This window comes from Jannaschia aquimarina (assembly GCF_000877395.1).
Taxonomy (GTDB): Bacteria; Pseudomonadota; Alphaproteobacteria; order Rhodobacterales; family Rhodobacteraceae; genus Jannaschia; species Jannaschia aquimarina.
Window position 1 is genome coordinate 1 of the sequence record NZ_JYFE01000056.1, and the last position, 19,223, is coordinate 19,223.

Sequence of the window (19,223 nt, forward strand, 5' to 3'; positions counted from 1 at the left end):
CCCCTAGAAAGGGCGGCGGCCGATGGCATCACACGAAGGCGACGCCGTTCTCGTCCATCGGCAGCGTTCCGACGCGCAGATCGCTCGCGGCCGCGATGGCATTCGCCAGAGCGGGGGCCGCGGGTGGCGTACCGGGCTCGCCGACGCCGGTCGGCGCCTCCGCCGACGGGACGATATGGACGTCGATGCGCTGGATATCCCCGATGCGCAGAGGCTCGTAGTCGGGGAAGTTGTACTGGTCCACCGCTCCGTTCGTGAGCGTGATCCGGTCGCGCATGTTGTGCCCGATCCCGTAGCCGATACCGCCCTCCATCTGCGCCTTCACGATGTCCGGGTTGACCGCAAGGCCGCAATCGACGGCGCAGGTCACGCGCTCGATCCGCACGCCGTCCGCCGCGTTGCCCGAGATCTCGACCACCTCGGCGACATAGCTGCCGAAGGATTTGTGAACCGCGATCCCCTGACTGCGGTCTGCGGGCGCCGCGCCCCAACCGGCCTGTTCGGCCGCCAGTCGGAGGACCCCCGCCATCCTCCGCTGATCGGCGCCCTCGCCGGTCAGATAGTTCAGCCTGAAGGCCACCGGATCCGCACCTGCCGCGCGGGCGGCCATGTCCATCATGACCTCCATCACGTAGGCGGTATGCGTATGGCCGACCGCCCGCCACCAGAGCGTGCTGGTCGCCTTCTCGGTGTCCGTCAGCCCGAAGAACGCGCCGGGGATCTGGTAGGGGGAATCGGCGGTCCCTTCGACGGAACTGTGGTCGATCCCGTCATGGACGAGCACGGATTCGAACGGCGTCCCCTTCATGATCGACTGACCGGCGATGCGGTGCTCCCACCCTACGATCTCGCCGTCCTCGTCCAGACCGACGCGAACCTTGTGACCGAAGGCAGGGCGGTAATAGCCCGACCGCAGATCGTCCTCGCGCGACCAGACCAGCTTTACGGGACGCGTGCGGTCGGTCATGACGAAAGCCAGCGCGGCCTCGACCTGGTAATCCGCATCCGGCGTCGCGCGCCGGCCGAAGGACCCGCCTGCCAGCATCGTTCGGATCTCGATCTGATCCATCGGCAACTGGAAGATCTCGGCCATTGCCATGTGCGGCCCGGTCGGCATCTGTGCCCCGTCATGTAGGACGATGCGGCCATCCTCGGTCTGCTCGATGGTGCAGTTGAGCGGCTCCATCGGCGCATGGGCCAGAAGCGGGAAGTAGAAGGTCTGCTCGACCACGTTCGCCGCGCCGTCGATGGCCGCTCGGGTGGCGGCGGCATCGGGCCCGCCGACGTTATAGGTCGGTTCTTCCTCCAACGCGGCGCGGATCTCTGCTTCGATCTCGTCTGAGCTGCGGGTTTCGGCCGCTGACAGGTCCCACTCGACCTCCAGGGCGTTGCGGGCCTGAAGCGCGGCCCAGGTGTCCTCGGCGTAGACCGCGACGCCGGCCTGATTGGGCAGCACGGCGGATCGGATGTAGCCGCGGATCCCCTGCGCTCCGCTGTCATCGAAGGACATCGCCAGCGCGCCACGTTGTTCGGGCCGGGCGATCATCACAACCATCTGGTTCGGTAGGAAGACGTCGATGGCGAATTGAGCGGACCCGTCGACCTTGATCGCGCTGTCGAGACGCCGGATCGACGGGTCGCCGATCAGACGGAACTCGGACGGATCCTTCAGACGCGGCTCGGCCGGTGCTTCGAGGGCACTGGCCGCAGCGACGAAGTCGCCCAGAGGCGCGGTGTTCCCCGCGCCCGTGACCATGCCTTCCTCGATGCTCAGCTCGGAGGCGTCGACGCCCCAGTCCGACGCGGCGGCCTGCAAGAGCATCTCGCGCGCCGCGGCGCCGGCCTGGCGATACTGCATGAACGAATTGGCCATGGCCGTCGAACCGCCCGTCCCCTGGAAGGGGCCGAAGAGCAGGTTGTTGTAGACCTCCGGGTTCGACGGCGCGAACTCGTAGGCGATCTGATCCATGCGCAGGCCGATCTCTTCGGCGATCAGGGTGGAAAGACCCGTGGCCGGGCCCTGTCCCTTCTCGAAATGCTTGACGATGGCCGTGACGGTGCCGTCCGAGCCGATCTTGACGAAGGGGTTCAGCATCGCGGGGCCGTCAGCGGCAGCCAGCGCCCCTTGCGGGGTCAGGCCGACGAACAGGAGGGCGCCGGTGGCGGTTGCCCCCTTGAGGAAGCCGCGGCGGGATGTCGAAAGGGTCATTGCTCAGGCCTCCAGGATCTCGGAGGCGCGCTGGATACCCGCGCGGATCCGTTGGTAGGTCGCGCAGCGGCACGCGTTCCCGTACATGTAATTATCGATCTCTTCCGCGGAGGGCTTGGGGTTCTCGCTCAGCAGACCGACGGCCGACATGATCTGGCCGGACTGGCAGTAGCCGCATTGCACGACGTCAAGCTCCATCCAGGCTTGCTGGACGGCGGCACCGATCTCATTCTCTCTCATCGCTTCGATCGTGGTGATCTCCGTGCCTTCCAGATCGCCCACATAGGTCTGGCAGGAGCGCGCCGGCTGCCCGTCGAGATGGACCGTGCAGGCCCCACAGGAGGCGACGCCGCATCCGAACTTGGTGCCCGTCATACGCAGCTCGTCCCGGATCACCCAGAGAAGCGGCGTGCCCGGATCGGCCTCCACCTCATGGGTCTCGCCGTTGATGTTCAGGGAAATCGTCATGCTGGCTGCCTCCGGCTGGCTCACTGTCCTGTAAGACATAAGTCTAGCAGATTTCGCGGCCACCGGCGCGTGCGGCCGATCACACATGCGGGTGCGGGGCCGGGCGGGGCTCCTGGAAAGGCCTGACCCGCACAGGAGCGCCGCAAGCCGCTGGTTCAAAGAAGGAAAGCTGGTTGGACCGGCCACCCGGCGATCGTCTTCGTCAGCGGATCCCCGCCGCCATGGCGGAAGCCCCTAGATCGAGGGCAGGATCAGGTCGGGCCGCAGGCCGCTGGTCTCGATCAACTCCGCGATATCCAGCCCCTTCAGCAAGCCGTGCCCCGTCACCAGGGCGGACGAGATGCCGGCCGTCTGTGCGCCAAGCACGTCGGTATGCAGGCTGTCGCCGACCATCAGGACGCGGGCACTACTGCCGGCGTCGAGCCGGGCAAAGGCCAGGTCGTAGATGTTGCCGAACGGCTTGCCGAAGAAGCGCGGCTCGACTCCGGTCCGGTCCGCCAGACGGTGCGCCCAATATCCCGGCTCCTTCGAGGCGCCATCGTCCTGAGGTGCAGCGATGTCCGGGTTGCCCACCAGGACCGGCCGGGACCGCGCGGCGATGGCGGCCTCCAGCATCGTCTGGCGGGCCTCGGACCAGACGCTCGACCCGACAAGCAGAAACCCGTCGACCTCTGCGTAAGGCGCCGGGTCGTCTTCCAGGAAGACGAGGTCGAGCCCTTCCAGATCTTTCCGCCCCCAGGATGGCGCGGCCATGATCCCCCAACGCCGCCCCGCTTCGGTGTCGAGGGCCGTCAGAAGGGCCGCGCGGCTGGTCACCACGTCTTCGGGCGCGAACCCCATACCCAGCCGGTCGTATTTCTCCATCAGCCGCGCATGGGGCAAGCCCGCCGCGTTCGACACGACCAGCACGCGCTTGCCCCGCTCGCGTAGATCCCGCACCCGTTCGGCGGCGCCGGGAATGGCGGCCTCGCCCACGTTCAGCACGCCGAACGCGTCCAGCAGAAAGACGTCGAACCGATCCGCGACGGCGCCGAGATCTGGCACGCGCTCACACGCGCCGCCTGGGCCGCGCGCGGGCATGCGGTGGCGCACGGCCTCGTAGCCGTCGAAGATCTCGCGAAGCGTGGACATGGGCCTCAGATGATCGCCCCGCGCACCTTCGCGGACACCCATTCGGAGACGACGACTGCGGCGAGGATCACCAGCAGGATCAACGAGACTTGCGGCCAGGCCAGCGTGTTCATCGAGGCCTGAAGCTGCAACCCGATGCCGCCCGCGCCCACGAGGCCCAGCACCGTGGATTCCCGGATGTTGATGTCCCAGCGGAACACCGCGATGCCCGCAAAGGCCGGCGCGATCTGGGGCACGATCCCGTAGGCCATCACCTGCATCCGAGAGGCGCCCGTGGCGGTGATCGCCTCGACCTGAGTGCGGTCGATCTCCTCGATGGCCTCGTAGAGCAGTTTGGCACAGAACCCGATCGAGCGGATGGCGATCGCGACGATCCCGGCAAAGACGCCGGGTCCGATGATCGCGATCAGCAACAGCGCCCAGATCAGCGAGTTGATCGACCGCGTCGAAACGATGATCAGCAGCGCGATGGGCCGCACGAAGAGGGCCGAGGGGGTGGTGTTCCGCGCCGCTAGGAACGCGACCGGCACCGCCATGACAAGCGCGGCCAGCGTCCCCAGCGTCGCGATGTTCAGCGTATCCCAGAGCGGCTCCCACAGGGTGTTGATGTAAGACCAGCGCGGCGGCGTCGCCCGGCCCAGGATGTCGCCCGCGATCTCGGGCGCGTCCCAGACGAAGAACCAGGTCGTCGCGTCCGATATCCGCTGCCAGCACCAGATGAAGATCGCCACGCCCAGCAGCCACATGGCCCAGCGTGCCATCGCCTGACCGGTCGTGCGCTTGCGCCAGACCGCGCCGCCTTCTGTTTCGAGAACCGGCATCTATTGCACCTTCGCCCGGACGATCCCCGAGATGTATTCAAGCGCCATCACGATCACGATGATCAGGATAAGGATCGCCGCCGCCGTGTCGTACTCGTAGCGGTCGAAGGCGGTATTCAGCGTCGCGCCGATCCCGCCCGCGCCGACGAGGCCGAGGATCGCGGATTCCCGGAAATTGATATCGACGCGGTAGATCGACAACCCGATCAGGCGGGGCAGGACCTGCGGCGTCACGCCGTAATCGATCCATTGTCCCCAGCGGGCGCCGGTGGCCCGGATCGCCTCTGCCTGGGATCGGTCCATCGCCTCGATATCCTCGGCCAGCAGCTTGGACAGGAAGCCGATGGTCGCGAAACTCAGCGTCAGGAAGCCGGCCAGAGGACCGAAACCGAAGATCGCGACCAGCAGGATCGCGACGATGATCTCCTGCAGGGCGCGGCTGACGGCGATGATGCCGCGGCAGATCATGTAGACGGGCAGGGGCGCGATGTTGCGCGCCGCGCCCAGCGCGATCGGGATGGAGATCAGGATACCCACGACGGAGGCCGCGACCGTCATCACGATCGACTCCACCATCCCGGTCCAGATCGCGTCTCCGCGCGACGTGAAATCCGGCGACGTGAAGGCCAGAACGAAGGCCCAGCCTCGCTCCAGCCCCTCGTAGACCCGGCTCCAGTTGACTTCGACCGACGCGATGGCGGCGATCAGGTAAAGGACGCCGCCGATGACGAGCGTCCAGCGCAGCCATGTGCGTTTGACCAGCGGCGGGCGGCGCCAGCGGCGTCCGATCAGGTCGTCGAGTTCGCGGTGGGTGACGTCGGTCATTCCGCGGCCTCCACCTCTTCGCCCTCGACGTTCTCGATGGTCGCCTCCCAGTCCTCCTCGCCGTAGATCTCGGTCAGCTTGTCGGGAGTCAGACCGTTGGGCGAGCCGTCATAGACGATCTCTCCGAAGCGCAGGCCGATGACGCGTTGCACGAACATCTGAGCGAGCGCCACGTCATGGATGTTGATGATCGCCGCAAGCCCGCGCTCGGCGCACAATTCGCAAATCAGGCGCATGATCTGGCGTGACGTCTTGGGGTCCAGCGAAGCGGTCGGCTCGTCCACCAGCAAGAGTGCCGGGTTCTGGATCAGCGCCCGGCAAATCCCGACGCGCTGGCGCTGCCCGCCGGACAATTCATCGGCGCGCTTGTCTGCCATGTGCACCAGCCCGACCCGGTCGAGCAGTCGGAACGCCTCGTCCACGTCGCTTTGCGGGTAGCGGCGCGTCAGCGACCGCCAGAAGCCCACGTAACCCAACCGGCCGGACAGAACGTTCTCCATCACCGTCAGGCGTTCGACCAGGGCGTATTCCTGGAAGATCATCCCCATTCGGCGGCGTTCGCGCCGAAGGGCCGCGGCGCCGAGTTTGGTCAGGTCCACATCGCCCAGCATGACGCTGCCCGATGTCGGTTCCACCAGCCGGTTGATGCAGCGGATCAGCGTCGACTTGCCCGCACCGGATGGTCCGATCAACGCGAGCACCTGACCCGACGGCACGTCCAGATCGACGGCCTTCAGGGCCTGATCGCCCGTCTTGTAGGTCTTGGTCAGCTTTTGAAGCTTGAGCATTCCTGTCCCCCCGTGGGCCCGGCGACACGTGCCGCCGGGCCCGGTACCGTCATCGACGGCTCATTCGCAAGCGTAGCTGACGCCGTTGGCCGCGTCGATCTTGCGGATGACGTCCCAGAACTCCTGATAGGTCATCTCGAGGAACTGCGCCTCGCCGTTCTTGCTGAATTCTTCCTCCAGCGAGGTGCCCTCCCACTCGAAGCTGAAGAAGGCATCGCGGATCGCCTGCTGCAGCTCGGGCGTCAGGTTGTGCGCCGTCCCGTACCCGGTCGTCGGGAAGGTCTGCGAGGTGTAGATCGTGACGAGCTGATCGTCGGAGACGACCTCGCGCTCCAGCATCCGCTGCTTGACCGAGTTGGCGATGGCGGCGGCGGGGTAGTCCTGATTGGCCACGCCCAGGATCGAGTTGTCGTGCTTGCCCGAGAAGACCGGTTCGAAATCGTCGCCGGCGGTCATGCCGAACTCGGAGGCCAGGATCGCCGAGGGCGCCTTGAAGCCGGAATTCGACGTCTCGGAGGTGAAGGCCAGTTGCCCGCCCGCGATGTCGGCCACTTCGGTGATGCCGCTTTCGGGATGTGTGATGATCTCCATCTCGTAGCCGAAGGAGCCGTCCTCGCCCGCCATGATGGTGAACGGACGGAAGCCCGCGCAATTGACCGCCAGCGGGTTCGAGCCGGTGTTGAAGCCCGCGATGTGCAGGCGGCCGGACCGCATGGCTTCGATCTGAGCGGCATTGTTCTGGACGGGGAAGAACACGACGTCCTTGCCGGTCGCTTCTTCTAGATGTGTGAGGAAGTCGCTCCAGGCCGTCTCGTAGACGGCGGGGTCCTCGACCGGGGTATAGGCGAAGATGAGGGTGTCGGGATCGACCAGTTCGCTCTCATCCGTGGGGATGTCCGCGATCAGATCGCCATCGGCATCGCAGAAACGGTCGTCCAGATCGCCCCGTGGGCAGTCCTGCGCAGAGGCCGGCCCGGCCAACGCCATAGCAGTCAGCGCGGCGGCGATTACGCCGCTCAGTTCGGTTTTTTTCATGTCTCTCTCCCTGTCTCTCCGGCCGGCGGGGGCGCCGCCTGGCCGGGATTCCGTCATGAAGGCCGATCGCTGCGTCCGAGTCCAGACACGACCCGATTTTGAACGCGATGCCCCGCGCGACCTACGGCCTTCGACCGGGATGGTGAAGTGAAGCTTTGGTGACGCGAGGTGCGGTCAGGCGGCCGCACGCTCTTCGGCCTGACGCCGCAGGATCGCACGCTTGGTGGTCAGGGACGCTGCGATGACCCCCGTCGCGACGAGCGCGATGATGATCGTCGACAGCGCATTGATCTCGGGGCTCACCCCAAGCCGGACGGAGGAGAAGATGCGGATCGGCAGCGTCGTCGCCGCCGGTCCGGCAGTGAAGCTGGCGATGACCAGATCGTCGAGCGACAGCGTGAAGGCCAGGAGCCAGCCAGAGACGACCGCGGGCGCGATGATCGGCAGCGTCACGCTGCGGAACGCGTCCCAACCCGTGCAGCCCAGATCGCGCGCCGCTTCTTCCAGTGAGACATCGAAGCTGGCCAACCGTGACGACACGACCACCGAGACGTAGCACATCGAGAAGGTGGCATGGGCCAGCACGATGGTCATCACCCCCCGTTCCAGCCCGATCGAGATGAAGAGCAGCAGGAGCGACAGGCCCGTGATGACCTCTGGCATGACGAGGGGCGCGTAGATCATGCCGGAAAACAGGGTCCGACCCATGAACCGCCCGCCGCGCACCATCGCGATGGCCGCCATCGTGCCCAGAACCGTCGCGATGGTCGAGGAGATCAGCCCGACCTTCAGCGTGACCCAGGCCGCCTCCAGGAAAGCTTCGTTGCGCACAAGCTCTCCGTACCAACGTGTCGAGAATCCGCCCCAGACCGTGACCAGTCGCGAGGCGTTGAAGCTGTAGACCACGAGGATCAGCATCGGGATGTAGAGAAACGCGAACCCGAAGGTCAGCGACACGACGTTGAAAGCCGACAGGCGCCTCACGCCGACCGCTCCTGGTTGCGCTGGAACAGGACGATGGGCACGACCAGGATCAGCAGGAGTACGATCGCCACCGCCGAGGCGACGGGCCAGTCGCGGTTCGAGAAGAACTCCTCCCACAGCACCTTGCCGATCATCAGCGTATCCGACCCGCCCAGCAGCGACGGGATCACGAACTCGCCCAGCGCCGGGATGAAGACGAGGAAGCAGCCCGCGATCACACCCGGCCGCGACAGCGGCACGGTCACCGCCCAGAAGGCCTGCAGGCGCGTGCAGCCCAGATCCTCCGCCGCCTCGAGCAGCGATCCGTCCATCTTTTCGAGCGTCGCGTAGATCGGCAGGACCATGAACGGCAGGTAGGTGTAGACGATGCCGATATAGACCGCCGCGTTCGTGTTCAGGATCGTCAATGGCGCGTCGATCAGGCCGATCCCCATCAGGGCCTGATTGAGAAAGCCCTCATTCGACAGGATCCCGATCCAGGCGTAGACGCGGATCAGAAAGCTGGTCCAGAACGGTAGGATCACTAGCATCAGAAGGCTCGGCCGCCATTGCTCCGGCGCGCGGGCCATCGCGTAGGCCAGCGGGAAGCCGACCAGCAGCGTCAGCGCGGTCGAGATCGCGGCGATGCGGACGCTGGACAGATACGCCTTCCAGTAGAGGTCGTCCTGCGTCAGCCAGACGTAGTTCTCGAAGTCGAGCTGTGACAGGAAACCGGTGATCCCGGCCCATCCCTCCGATGGGTCGAGGACGGGCACGTAGGGCGGGATCGCGATGGCGACATCCGACAGGGAAATCTTCAGGACGATCCCGAACGGCACCAGAAACAGAAGCAGAAGCCAGAGATAGGGCAGGCCGATCAGCACCGGGCGGGATGACAGGCGCATTCCCCTAATCCCCCAGGACCAGCCCGGCCGTGTCCGACCAGGACAGCCAGACCGGGTCCTCCCAGGTGATGCCCCTGTTGGCGAAGCGGCGGCTGTTGGCCAATTGCGCCGAAATCAGGTCGCCGCTCTCCAGCCGCACATGGAAGGTCGAGAGGTTGCCGAGATAGGCGATGTCCTCGACCACGCCCTTCACGCGGTTGTGGCGGTCCGTGGGTTCCTCTGTGGCGATGGTGACCTTCTCAGGCCGGATCACGAACGCGCCAGACGCATCGTGAACCGCGCCGGCCCCGGCGGTCGCCCGGATCGGGCGCTTGCCTTCGCCCCAGTTCAGCTCGGCGCTCTCGCCGTTCAGGGCAGAGACCCGGCCACGGATCACGTTCACGTCGCCGATGAAGTCCGCCACGTAGACCGAGTTGGGCGCTTCGTAGATCCGGCCCGGCGTGTCCACCTGTACGATCCGTCCCTCGTCCATGACCGCGATCCGGCTGGCGACGGTCATCGCCTCTTCCTGATCGTGGGTCACGATGACGAACGTGGTGCCGGTCTTCTCCTGGATGTCCATCAGCTCGAACTGGGTCTGCTGGCGCAGCTTCTTGTCCAGCGCGCCCAGCGGCTCGTCGAGCAGCAGCAGCTTCGGCCCCTTCGCCAGCGCGCGGGCCAGCGCCACGCGCTGCTTCTGTCCGCCTGACAATTGATGCGGCTTGCGCTTGGCGAACTTCTGAAGCTGCACCAGCTTCAGCATCGCCTCGACCCGGTCGCCGATCTGGTCCTTCGCCATGTCCGAGCGTTTCAGCCCGAAAGCCAGATTGTCCCAGACCGTCAGATGCGGGAACAGCGCATAGGACTGGAACATCATGTTCACGGCCCGCTTGTTCGGCGGGATGCCGGCCATGTCCTGCCCGTCGATGGTGATGCGCCCGCCGCTGACATCCTCGAAGCCGCCCAGCATCCGCATCAGCGTGGTCTTGCCACAGCCCGACGGGCCCAGCAGGGCGAAGAATTCCCGCGGGAAGATGTCCAGCGTCAACCGCTCGATGGCGGTGAATTCGCCATAACGCTTGGTGACATCCTGACAGGAGATGAGGGGCGTCGCCTCCGGGTCGTCCCAGGGCGCGAAGACCTCCGTGTGGCTCATGGCGCGCGTCCCGCGAAGTCGCCCGGGCGGAAGTCCCGCCCGGGCACCGGGCTCAGGTGCCCGACTTGATCTTGGTCCACATCCGCGTGACCGTCCGCTGAACCCGCGGCGGGAGCGGCTGGACCACATAGAGATTCTCGAGCGTCGCCTCGTCGGGGTAGATCGCCGGGTCCGCGAGGATCTCCGGGTCGACGAATTCCTTGGACGCCTCGTTCCCGTTGGCGAAGTTCACGTAGTTCGTCGCGGCCGCGATATTCTGCGCGTCCAGGATGAAGTTGATGAACTGCAACGCGCCTTCCGGGTTCGGTGCATCGGCAGGAATCGCCATCATGTCGAACCACATCAGCGCGCCTTCCTTGGGCGCGTTGTAGGCGATCTCGACCCCGTTTTCGGCTTCGGCCGCACGGTCGCGCGCCTGCAGCACGTCGCCGGACCAGCCAAAGGCCACACAGATATCGCCGTTGGCCAGCGCGTTGATATATTCCGAGCTGTGGAACTTGGTCACGTAGGGCCGCACGCCCATCAGCACGTCTTCGGCCTTGGCGATCACGTCCGGATCCTGGCTGGTCGGATCCTCACCCAGATAGGCCAGCGCGGCGGGGATTAGCTCGGTCGGGGCGTCGATGAAGTGGACGCCGCAATCGGCCAGTTGCTCCATGTTGGCGGGATCGAAGATCAGCGCGAGGCTGTCGACGGGCGCATCCTCGCCCAGCCGTTCGGTCACTTCGCCGACATTCACGCCGATGCCGGTCGTGCCCCAAAGGTAGGTGATCGCGTATTCGTTGCCGGGATCGTACTGGGCCGTCCGATCGTTGATGACGTCCCAGGTGTTCTCGATGTTGGGCAATTGCGACTTGTCCAGCGGCTGGAACGCGCCCGCCGCGATCTGGCGCTGCAGGAAGTCGCCCGTGGGCACCACGACATCGTAGCCCGACGACCCGGCCAGCATCTTGGTCTCCAGCAGTTCGTTGCTGTCGAAGACGTCGTAGATCAGCTCCAGGCCGGTTTCCTGCTCGAACTTTTCAAGCAGGCTTTCGTCGATATAGTCCGACCAGTTGTAGACGCGGACTTCCTGCGCATGGGCAAGCGAGGCCGCGACGGTGAGGGTGGCGGCGAGCGCCGTGGTGGTCTTCAGAGACATGTCCTACTCCCCGAGGTTTGCCAGAGGTTTTCCCAGATGCACGGGACGTGCAAGAGGTGGCAGCGCGCAGATTGGGGTGCCGCCGTGAATTTCATCTCTGCGGAGACATTTATTTGGATCTGCTGACCGCAAACGATCGCGACGGGACCTATCCACCCAGCCTCTACGCGGCGCAGGCGCGCATGTTGCCGCCCTTCGCGCCGGCCCGGGGCGACCTGCGCTGTGACGTCTGCGTCGTCGGCGGCGGGTTCACGGGGCTGTCGACGGCCCTGCACCTTGCGCAGCGGGGCTACGATGTCCGCCTGTTTGAAGCGCAGCGCGTGGGGTTCGGCGCCTCGGGCCGCAACGGAGGGCAGGTGGGGCAGGGGCAGAGATTGGATCAGGAGGATCTGGAGCGCATGGTCGGCCTCGACCACGCCCACGCGCTTTGGCGCATCGGCATGCAGGCCGTCGATCTGGTGCGCGAGCTGGCCGCGGACGACCGCGTCGCCGTGCCGTTCTATCCCGGCATCGCTCATGCGGACCACCGCGCCCGCGACGTGCCCGCAACCCATGCCTATGTCGACAAGCTGCGGAAAGAATACGACTACCCGCATGTCCGCGCCCTAAACCGTGAGGAGTTGCGAGAGGCCGTCGCCTCGCCCCTCTACCATGGCGGGGCCGTCGATACGTGGTCCGGCCATCTGGACCCGCTGCGCTTCGCGCTGGGCCTCGCACGGCTTGCGCAGGATGCGGGCGCACATCTGCACGAAGGCAGCCGTGTCCGCCGTATCGCCCATGGCCAGACTGTCACCCTCACCACCGATAAGGCCGTGATCACCGCCGACCACCTCGTGCTGGCCTGCAACGGCTACCTCGGAGATCTGGAGCCGCGTGTCGCTCGCCGGGTCATGCCGCTCAACAACTATATCCTCGCCACCGAGCCCCTGCCCGACCGTCAGGAGGAGATCATCCGCGGCAACATCGCCGTCGCCGATTCGAAGTTCGTGGTGAACTATTTCCGCTTCAGCGACGACCATCGCCTGCTCTTCGGCGGGACCGAGAGCTATGGCTACCGCTTCCCGCACGATATCGCCGGACAGGTGCGTCGCGCGATGGTGCAGGTCTTCCCGCACCTGAAAGATGTGCAAATTGCACATGCCTGGGGCGGCACGCTTGGGATCACGATGAACCGGATGCCGCATTACGCCCGCCTCTCGGGGAACGTGCTCTCCATGTCGGGCTTCTCGGGCCACGGCGTTGCGCTGGGAACCCTGTCGGGCCAGATCGCGGCGGAGGCCATCGCCGGTCAGGCTGAACGCTTCGACGTGATGGCCTCCGTGCCGACGCCGCTCTTTCCCGGCGGACGGCTGATGCGACAGCCGCTCCTGGTTGCGGCGATGCTGTGGTATTCGCTCCGCGACCGTCTGTGACGCCTTGACTTCGCCCCCCCGCCGGGCGCCCATCCTCCGCTCGCCCGCGACGGAGCCCCTGATGACGGACGACCCTTCCAACCCCGCCTCCATCCTCGTCGGATTGTGCGACATCAACGGCGTGCACCGGGGCAAGCGGATCCCTGCGGCGCAACTCGACAAGCTGCGCGCCGACGGCGTCCGGATGCCCGTTTCGATCTGCACCGTCGATATCTGGGGCCGCGACATCGAGGGCAGCGAACTGGTCTTCGACACCGGCGACGCCGACGGCATCTGCCGGCCTATCGGCGACCGCGTCCACCCGTCGCCCTGGCTGGGCGAGGGCGCAGGCTTCCTGCCCGTCTGGATGTGGGAGGAGGATGGCAGTCCCCATCCCACCGACAGCCGCCAGGTCCTGTCCGCCGTGCTGGATCGCTACCGCGCCGCAGGCCTGACCCCGGTCGTGGCGACCGAGTTGGAATTCTACCTCATCGACACGCCCGCCCCCGAGGCGCGCCCCGTCGCGCCCCGTGTCGAGCACATCCTCAGCCTGGCCGAACTCGAACGCCTCTCACCCTTCTTCGACGACGTCTACGCCGCCTGTGCCGATCAGGGCGTGGCGATCGACACGGCCATCTCCGAAGGCGGACGGGGGCAGTACGAGATCAACCTGCGCCACCGCGACGACGCCCTGCGCGCGGCCGACGACGCGGTGCTGTTCAAGCGGATCGTGAAGGGGTTCGCCTCGGCCCATGGCTACGACGCGACCTTCATGGCCAAGCCCTTCGGCCACAGCGCGGGCAGCGGGATGCACGTCCATTTCTCACTGCTCGACCGGACAGGGCGCAACGTCTTCGACGACGGGACGGAGGCCGGGTCCGACACGATGCGCCACGCCATAGGCGGGCTGGTGGGCGCCATGGCCGAAAGCACGCTGATCCTGGCTCCGCACCATAACAGCTACCGCCGCATCCGCCCCAATTCGCATGCGCCGATCGGAATCGGCTGGGGCTACGAGAACCGCACCGCCGCCATCCGCGTGCCTGGCGGCGACACCGCGTCGCGACGCATCGAGCACCGGGTGGCGGGCGCCGATGCCAACCCCTATCTGGTGCTGGCCGCGATCCTGGGCGCCGCGCTCGACGGGATCGACCGCGGGGCCACGCCGCCAGACCCGACCGAGGGCAATGCCTATGAGGCCGACCTGCCCGAATTGCCCCTGACCTGGGCCGCTGCCATCGACGCTTTCGAGGCCGGAGAGACCATGGCCCGCATCTTCCACCCCCAGTTCCGCGGCCTTTTCGCCCGCGCCAAGCGGCAGGAGCTGGAGCGGTTCCTCGAGACCGTGACCATGTTCGAATACGCCACCTACCGGGAGAGTGTGTGATGAACGCCCCCCTCCGCTCCTATGCGGGCGACGGCGCCCATATCGGCAGCTACTACGCCGCCACCGCCAATACCCGCAGCCTGCGCCCCCCGCTGACGGGGGATCACAGCTTCGACGTCTGCGTCGTCGGAGCGGGCTATTCGGGCCTCTCTACCGCGCTCCATCTGGCCGAGCGCGGCCACCAGGTCGCCGTGGTCGAGGGCGCGCGCATCGGTTGGGGGGCCTCTGGGCGCAATGGCGGGCAGATCGTGAACGGCCTCAACGCCTCTCTGCAGACGATCGAGCGGCGCTACGGGCGCGACACGGCCAGCTTCGTCGCCTCGCTGGTGATGGAGGGCGGCGACATCATCCGCGAGCGGGTGGAGACCTACGGCATCGACTGCGACCTGAAGCCCACCAATCTCTTCACGGCCTACACGCCTGCCCATATGCGTGAACTCGAAGAGCGGCTGGCCCTCTGGCGCGGCTACGGGATCGAGACGCAAGAGATGGTCGGCAAGGACCGCATCCGTGACTATGTGGCCACCGACGCCTATGTCGGAGGCATGATCGACCATGCGGGCGGTCACATGCACCCCCTCAACCTCGCTCTGGGCGAAGCAGATGCGCTGGAGGGGCAGGGCGGCACGATCTTCGAGATGTCGATGGTGACCCGCGTCGATCACGAGGCGCCGCAGCCCGTCGTCCACACCGCGGACGGTTCGATCACGTGCAAGGCGCTGGTCCTTTGCGGCAATGCCTATCTGGGCGATGTCGTGCCCGCGCTGACGCCCCGCGTCATGCCGGTCTCGACCCAGATCATGGCGACCGAGCCCCTGGCCCCAGAGGTGGCCGCGCGCCTCCTGCCCACCGATACCTGCGTCGAGGATATCCGCTTCATCCTCGACTATTTTCGCCTGTCCGGCGACCGCCGCCTGCTCTTCGGGGGTGGCACGGTCTATGGCGGCACCGACCCCAAGGATGTCGTCGCCAAGCTCAGGCCCAACATGTTGCGCGTCTTTCCCGAACTGGCAGGCACCCGGATCGACCACGCCTGGTCCGGCAATTTCGCCCTGTCCTTCAGTCGGGTGCCGCAACTGGGCCGCCTGAACGACAATACCTACTTTGCCCACGGCTATTCCGGCCATGGCGTCACCGGCAGTCACACCTTCGGGCGCATCCTGGCCGAAGCCATCGACGGCGACCGGTCTCGGTTCGATGTGTTCGCCAAAGTGCCATGGATCCCGTTCCCGGGCGGGCGCATGTTCCGCGTGCCCTATTCGGTGATCGGGTCGTGGTATTACGGCTTCAAGGACAGGTTCGGACTATGAGGATCGGCATCCTGCAGACCGGCCGCTCGCCCGAAGAAATCGCTGACATTCACGGGGATTACGACGCGTTCTTCAAGCGGCTTCTCAAGGATCGGGGCTTTGATTTCCGCACCTATGCGGTGCTCGACATGGACCTGCCCGCCGACGCGCATGAATGTGACGGCTGGCTCATCACCGGCTCCCGCCATGGCGCCTACGAGGATCATCCCTGGATCCCCCCGCTCGAAGACTTCCTGCGCGCTGCCTATGCGGCGGCCGTGCCCATCATCGGTGTCTGCTTCGGGCATCAGATCCTGGCGCAAGCCTTGGGCGGGCGGGTCGAGAAATTTGCGGGCGGTTGGTCCGTCGGGCCGGTCCGCTACCGCTCCGACCGGTTCGGCGATCACGACATCATCGCCTTCCATCAGGACCAGGTGGTCGAACTCCCCCCCGATGCGGAGCGCGTGGGATCCTCGGACTTCTGCGAGAACGCGATCCTCGTCTACGGCGACAGGGCGCTGTCGATCCAGCCGCATCCCGAGTTCACCGCGCCTTTCCTCAAGGAACTGATCGACGCCCGCGCCGCGATCCTGCCCGACGAAATCCGGGATCGCGCGCTTTCGAAGGCCGACACGCCGCTGACCTCCGACAGGTTCGCCGACGAGATGGAGCGGTTCTTCAAGGCCGCACGTTGAGCGACCACGCCGACAGCTACTACGCCGCCACCGCCAGCGACCGTGCGGGGTTCGACCCGCTCGACGGCGATCTGGACGTTGATGTGGCCATCGTCGGCGGCGGCTTCACCGGCGTGGCCACCGCCGTCGAGATGGCCGAACGCGGCGCCCGTGTCGCGCTGTGCGAGGCGCACAAGATCGGCTGGGGCGCGTCAGGCCGCAATGGCGGGCAGATCACCGGCAGCCTGTCCGGTGACCGGGCGATGGAGCGGGAGTTCCGCCGCACGCTGGGCGACGCCGCCGCCGACTACGTCTGGGACCTGCGCTGGCGTGGCCACGCCATCATAGCCGACCGGGTGGCGAAATATGACATCGCCTGCGACCTGAAGCACGGCCATATGCAGACCGCCCTGACGTCTGCTCAGATGGAGGACCTCCGCGCGAGCCACGCCGCCGCCTGCGCGCGCGGCATGGAAGGCGACGTCGATCTGATCCCCGCCGACCGGATTCGCGACTATCTGGAGACCGACCTCTATGTCGGCGGCCTGTTGAATCGCCGGAACATGCACGTCCACTCGCTCGACCTCTGCGTGGGCGAGGCGCGGGCCGCCGAAAGCCTTGGCGCAAGCATCCACGACGGTACGCCGGTCGAGCGAATCGAACATGGACCGCGCCCCCGCCTGCACACGGCGCGGGGCAGGATCACCGCCGATCACGTGCTGATCGCGGGGAACGCCTACCACCTGCTCGACCAGCCCCGCCTGCGCGGCAAGCTCTTCCCGGCCTCGCTGGCAAATTGCGCGACCGAGCCTCTGGACGAGGCGACGGCCCGCGCGATCAACCCCCATGACCTCGCCGTCTACGACAGCCGGTTCGTGCTGGACTATTACCGCCTTACCGCGGACCGGCGGCTCATGTTCGGGGGCGGCACCAACTATTCCGGCCGCGACAGCCCCGATATCGAGGCAGAGCTTCGCCCAGCCATCGAGCGCACCTTCCCGCGCCTGCGCGGCGTCCGGATCGACTATGCCTGGGCGGGCCATGACGGCATCGTCTTGAACCGCATCCCGCAGGTCGGCCGGTCGGGCAACGTCCTTCACGTGCAGGGCTATTCCGGGCATGGCATCGCGCTCTCGCACATCCTGGCCCGCGCCCTGGCGGACGCGCTGACCGGGGATCCGCGCGACTTCGACACCTTCGCGGCCGTGCGGCATTGGCACCTGCCGCTGCCCCGCTCGGTGGGCAGCCTCGCCGTTGCGGCTGGCATGGCGTGGTATGCGCTGCGGGACCGTATGGCGCGATGACGCGCCGAGTGCGCGGCGTCGCCTTTCACTCCCCGCGCCGATGTCCTAGCTGTGCGGCCAAAGACCAAAAGGGAGGCCCCGATGGCCGACATCAAAGACCCCGAGAACACCATACTGATGGAGCTGGAAAGCGGCACCGTCACCATCGAGCTTTTGCCCGACGTCGCCCCTGGCCATGTCGAGCGCATCAAGGAACTGTCCCGCGAAGGCGCCTATGACGACGTCGTCTTCCACCGCGTGATCGAGGGCTTCATGGCCCAGACCGGTGATGTGGAGCATGGCAAGGCCGGTGGCAGCACCTCGCGCGCGGGCACCGGCGGATCCTCCAAGCCGAACCTCAAGGCCGAATTCTCGGGCATTCCCCATGATCGCGGCACGCTTGGCGCAGCCCGCAGCCAGAATCCGGATTCGGCCAACAGCCAGTTCTTCATCAACTTCGCCGACAACCACTTCCTGAACAGGCAATACACCGTCTACGGCCGTGTCATCGACGGGATGGACCTGGTCGACAAGATCACCCGCGGCGAGCCGCCCGCAAACCCCGACAAGATCGTCAGCATGAAGGTGGCCGCCGATGCGTAGTCTGGCTCTCGTAGCACTTCTGGCCGGCCCCGCCTCCGCCACCGGGCTGGAAATCGACGTCGCCGGTCAGGCGAACGGCACGATCACCATCGACCTGCTCGAAGACGTGGCGCCCGAGCATGTCGCCCAGATCACCGCACTCGCGGAGTCGGGCGCCTATGATGGCGTCGTGTTCCACCGCGTGATCGACGGCTTCATGGCGCAGACGGGCGACGTGCAACACGGCCGGGTCGGCGGGAACCTGTCTCTGGCCGGGACCGGCGGCTCAGACCGCCCGAACCTGGATGCGGAGTTCTCGAACGTCTCGTTCGAGCGGGGCGTCGTCGGCATGGCCCGCTCGGCCAGCCCGAACAGCGCCAACAGCCAGTTCTTCATCATGTTCGAGGCTGCGCCGCACCTGAACGGTCAATATACCGTCGTCGGGCGCGTGACGGACGGCATGGATGTGGTGGATCAGATCAAGAAGGGGTCGAGCGCCGCGAATGGCGCGATTTCGGACGACCCGGACGTGATGCAGGACGTCCGGGTCATCGAATAAGACGGCTTCAGACGGCGGGACGTTGCGACGTCCCGCCGCACGACCGTTAGTCCGCTGGTGCGGTGACCACCGGCCCGTCCTCGACCACGGCATCGTCGGTCACGATGAAGCCGAAATAGGCCACGAGGATAATGGCCGCGAAGACCAGACATGCCGTTATCCCGATCAGGGGTCCGGCATGGCGGCGTTCCTGCTTTTCGATATTTGTTTCGGGAGCGCTCATGTGTCGTCCTTCGTTGTGCGTGCGGTTGTGTAACGGCTAAACCCGCCCGGCCCGCCACTTGTTCCCGTCGAGAAAGGAGCGTCATGCAGCCGATCCGTGCCCTCGGTACCATGTCCGGCACGTCGCTCGACGGGGTGGACGCCGCCGAACTGGTGACCGATGGCGAGATGATCCACGGATTCGGCCGGTCCGCCTTCCGGGCCTACACCGAGGCGGAACGGGCCACGCTGCGCGCGGCCCTTGGCCGCTGGCCCGGAGAGGAGGGCGTGGCCGAGGCCGTCGAAATCGTACAGGACGCTCATGCCGACCTGCTGGTGGGCTTCCCTGACGCCGAGGTGATCGGCTTCCACGGCCAGACCCTCGCCCACGATCCGGAAAACCGCCGTACCCATCAGGCAGGCGACGGCGCCGCCC

The 19,223-nt window shown here is 66.4% G+C and carries 20 protein-coding genes; 8 read left to right on the forward strand and 12 right to left on the reverse strand.

Annotated features, from left to right (window positions below):
* Nucleotides 1-28: 28 nt before the first annotated feature.
* From jaqu_RS15245 to jaqu_RS15295, 11 genes are all read right to left on the reverse strand, one after another.
* Nucleotides 29-2,209, reverse strand: coding sequence for a xanthine dehydrogenase family protein molybdopterin-binding subunit (locus jaqu_RS15245; protein WP_043919865.1), 2,181 nt, complete (start codon nucleotides 2,207-2,209; stop codon nucleotides 29-31).
* A gap of 3 nt (nucleotides 2,210-2,212) precedes the next feature.
* On the reverse strand, nucleotides 2,213-2,677 hold the full coding sequence (locus jaqu_RS15250) for a (2Fe-2S)-binding protein (RefSeq protein ID WP_043919866.1): 465 nt from the start codon (nucleotides 2,675-2,677) through the stop codon (nucleotides 2,213-2,215).
* A 234-nt stretch (nucleotides 2,678-2,911) separates the two neighbouring features.
* Entirely contained in the window at nucleotides 2,912-3,808 is an 897-nt protein-coding gene (locus jaqu_RS15255; protein WP_236687873.1) for an HAD-IIA family hydrolase, read from the reverse strand.
* 5 nt (nucleotides 3,809-3,813) lie between these two features.
* A complete protein-coding gene (phnE, locus tag jaqu_RS15260) occupies nucleotides 3,814-4,629 on the reverse strand; it encodes a phosphonate ABC transporter, permease protein PhnE (RefSeq protein ID WP_043919868.1) in 816 nt (271 codons plus the stop codon).
* A complete protein-coding gene (gene phnE / locus jaqu_RS15265; RefSeq protein ID WP_043919869.1) occupies nucleotides 4,630-5,454 on the reverse strand; it encodes a phosphonate ABC transporter, permease protein PhnE in 825 nt (274 codons plus the stop codon). It abuts the gene before it with no gap.
* The gene (gene phnC / locus jaqu_RS15270; RefSeq protein WP_043919870.1) at nucleotides 5,451-6,242 is read right to left on the reverse strand and encodes a phosphonate ABC transporter ATP-binding protein; all 792 of its coding nucleotides are present in this window, start codon (nucleotides 6,240-6,242) and stop codon (nucleotides 5,451-5,453) included. Before phnC ends, phnE (jaqu_RS15265) begins: the two co-directional genes overlap by 4 nt.
* Nucleotides 6,243-6,302: 60 nt before the next feature.
* Complete coding sequence (phnD, locus tag jaqu_RS15275) at nucleotides 6,303-7,277, reverse strand: phosphate/phosphite/phosphonate ABC transporter substrate-binding protein (protein ID WP_043919871.1); 975 nt, start codon at nucleotides 7,275-7,277, stop codon at nucleotides 6,303-6,305.
* A 174-nt stretch (nucleotides 7,278-7,451) separates the two neighbouring features.
* A complete protein-coding gene (locus jaqu_RS15280; protein WP_043919872.1) occupies nucleotides 7,452-8,261 on the reverse strand; it encodes an ABC transporter permease in 810 nt (269 codons plus the stop codon).
* Complete coding sequence (locus jaqu_RS15285) at nucleotides 8,258-9,145, reverse strand: ABC transporter permease subunit (protein ID WP_043919873.1); 888 nt, start codon at nucleotides 9,143-9,145, stop codon at nucleotides 8,258-8,260. Before jaqu_RS15285 ends, jaqu_RS15280 begins: the two co-directional genes overlap by 4 nt.
* Nucleotides 9,146-9,149: 4 nt before the next feature.
* A complete protein-coding gene (locus tag jaqu_RS15290; protein WP_043919874.1) occupies nucleotides 9,150-10,280 on the reverse strand; it encodes an ABC transporter ATP-binding protein in 1,131 nt (376 codons plus the stop codon).
* A gap of 52 nt (nucleotides 10,281-10,332) precedes the next feature.
* Nucleotides 10,333-11,421, reverse strand: coding sequence for a polyamine ABC transporter substrate-binding protein (locus jaqu_RS15295; protein WP_043919875.1), 1,089 nt, complete (start codon nucleotides 11,419-11,421; stop codon nucleotides 10,333-10,335).
* A 113-nt stretch (nucleotides 11,422-11,534) separates the two neighbouring features.
* On the opposite strand from jaqu_RS15295, the gene jaqu_RS15300 reads away from it, so the two are divergent.
* The 7 genes from jaqu_RS15300 to jaqu_RS15330 all read left to right on the forward strand — a co-directional run bounded on the left by jaqu_RS15300 (nucleotide 11,535) and on the right by jaqu_RS15330 (nucleotide 18,586).
* Nucleotides 11,535-12,833: an NAD(P)/FAD-dependent oxidoreductase gene (locus jaqu_RS15300; protein ID WP_043919876.1), complete on the forward strand. Its 1,299-nt coding sequence runs from the start codon at nucleotides 11,535-11,537 to the stop codon at nucleotides 12,831-12,833.
* 61 nt (nucleotides 12,834-12,894) lie between these two features.
* Nucleotides 12,895-14,199 carry a glutamine synthetase family protein gene (locus tag jaqu_RS15305; protein ID WP_043919877.1) on the forward strand — a complete coding sequence of 435 codons (1,305 nt, stop codon included), beginning with the start codon at nucleotides 12,895-12,897 and terminating at the stop codon, nucleotides 14,197-14,199.
* Nucleotides 14,199-15,509 carry an NAD(P)/FAD-dependent oxidoreductase gene (locus jaqu_RS15310; protein ID WP_043919878.1) on the forward strand — a complete coding sequence of 437 codons (1,311 nt, stop codon included), beginning with the start codon at nucleotides 14,199-14,201 and terminating at the stop codon, nucleotides 15,507-15,509. The genes jaqu_RS15305 and jaqu_RS15310 overlap by 1 nt, the downstream gene beginning before the upstream one ends.
* The gene (locus jaqu_RS15315; RefSeq protein ID WP_043919879.1) at nucleotides 15,506-16,183 is read left to right on the forward strand and encodes a type 1 glutamine amidotransferase; all 678 of its coding nucleotides are present in this window, start codon (nucleotides 15,506-15,508) and stop codon (nucleotides 16,181-16,183) included. Before jaqu_RS15310 ends, jaqu_RS15315 begins: the two co-directional genes overlap by 4 nt.
* Nucleotides 16,180-17,466 (forward strand): NAD(P)/FAD-dependent oxidoreductase, encoded by a 1,287-nt coding sequence (locus jaqu_RS15320; RefSeq protein ID WP_043919880.1) that lies wholly within the window; start codon nucleotides 16,180-16,182, stop codon nucleotides 17,464-17,466. Before jaqu_RS15315 ends, jaqu_RS15320 begins: the two co-directional genes overlap by 4 nt.
* An 81-nt stretch (nucleotides 17,467-17,547) precedes the next feature.
* Nucleotides 17,548-18,048: a peptidylprolyl isomerase gene (locus jaqu_RS15325; RefSeq protein WP_043919881.1), complete on the forward strand. Its 501-nt coding sequence runs from the start codon at nucleotides 17,548-17,550 to the stop codon at nucleotides 18,046-18,048.
* Nucleotides 18,041-18,586 (forward strand): peptidylprolyl isomerase, encoded by a 546-nt coding sequence (locus jaqu_RS15330; protein WP_043919882.1) that lies wholly within the window; start codon nucleotides 18,041-18,043, stop codon nucleotides 18,584-18,586. Before jaqu_RS15325 ends, jaqu_RS15330 begins: the two co-directional genes overlap by 8 nt.
* Before the next feature lie 46 nt (nucleotides 18,587-18,632).
* On the opposite strand, the gene jaqu_RS21705 is transcribed toward jaqu_RS15330, so the two are convergent.
* A complete protein-coding gene (locus jaqu_RS21705; RefSeq protein ID WP_161793881.1) occupies nucleotides 18,633-18,809 on the reverse strand; it encodes a hypothetical protein in 177 nt (58 codons plus the stop codon).
* Nucleotides 18,810-18,892: 83 nt separating this feature from the next.
* Here jaqu_RS21705 and jaqu_RS15335 point away from each other — a divergent pair.
* Nucleotides 18,893-19,223: anhydro-N-acetylmuramic acid kinase (locus jaqu_RS15335; RefSeq protein ID WP_043919883.1), on the forward strand; the 331-nt coding region annotated here is incomplete at its 3' end.

Coding starts and splice junctions, on each gene's coding strand:
- jaqu_RS15245 (WP_043919865.1), bottom strand. CDS start 2,209: ATGACCCTTTCGACATCCCGCCGCGGCTTCCTCAAGGGGGCAACCGCC.
- jaqu_RS15250 (WP_043919866.1), bottom strand. CDS start 2,677: ATGACGATTTCCCTGAACATCAACGGCGAGACCCATGAGGTGGAGGCC.
- jaqu_RS15255 (WP_236687873.1), bottom strand. CDS start 3,808: ATGTCCACGCTTCGCGAGATCTTCGACGGCTACGAGGCCGTGCGCCAC.
- phnE (WP_043919868.1), bottom strand. CDS start 4,629: ATGCCGGTTCTCGAAACAGAAGGCGGCGCGGTCTGGCGCAAGCGCACG.
- phnE (WP_043919869.1), bottom strand. CDS start 5,454: ATGACCGACGTCACCCACCGCGAACTCGACGACCTGATCGGACGCCGC.
- phnC (WP_043919870.1), bottom strand. CDS start 6,242: ATGCTCAAGCTTCAAAAGCTGACCAAGACCTACAAGACGGGCGATCAG.
- phnD (WP_043919871.1), bottom strand. CDS start 7,277: ATGAAAAAAACCGAACTGAGCGGCGTAATCGCCGCCGCGCTGACTGCT.
- jaqu_RS15285 (WP_043919873.1), bottom strand. CDS start 9,145: ATGCGCCTGTCATCCCGCCCGGTGCTGATCGGCCTGCCCTATCTCTGG.
- jaqu_RS15290 (WP_043919874.1), bottom strand. CDS start 10,280: ATGAGCCACACGGAGGTCTTCGCGCCCTGGGACGACCCGGAGGCGACG.
- jaqu_RS15295 (WP_043919875.1), bottom strand. CDS start 11,421: ATGTCTCTGAAGACCACCACGGCGCTCGCCGCCACCCTCACCGTCGCG.
- jaqu_RS15305 (WP_043919877.1), top strand. CDS start 12,895: ATGACGGACGACCCTTCCAACCCCGCCTCCATCCTCGTCGGATTGTGC.
- jaqu_RS15310 (WP_043919878.1), top strand. CDS start 14,199: ATGAACGCCCCCCTCCGCTCCTATGCGGGCGACGGCGCCCATATCGGC.
- jaqu_RS15315 (WP_043919879.1), top strand. CDS start 15,506: ATGAGGATCGGCATCCTGCAGACCGGCCGCTCGCCCGAAGAAATCGCT.
- jaqu_RS15325 (WP_043919881.1), top strand. CDS start 17,548: ATGGCCGACATCAAAGACCCCGAGAACACCATACTGATGGAGCTGGAA.
- jaqu_RS15330 (WP_043919882.1), top strand. CDS start 18,041: ATGCGTAGTCTGGCTCTCGTAGCACTTCTGGCCGGCCCCGCCTCCGCC.
- jaqu_RS21705 (WP_161793881.1), bottom strand. CDS start 18,809: ATGAGCGCTCCCGAAACAAATATCGAAAAGCAGGAACGCCGCCATGCC.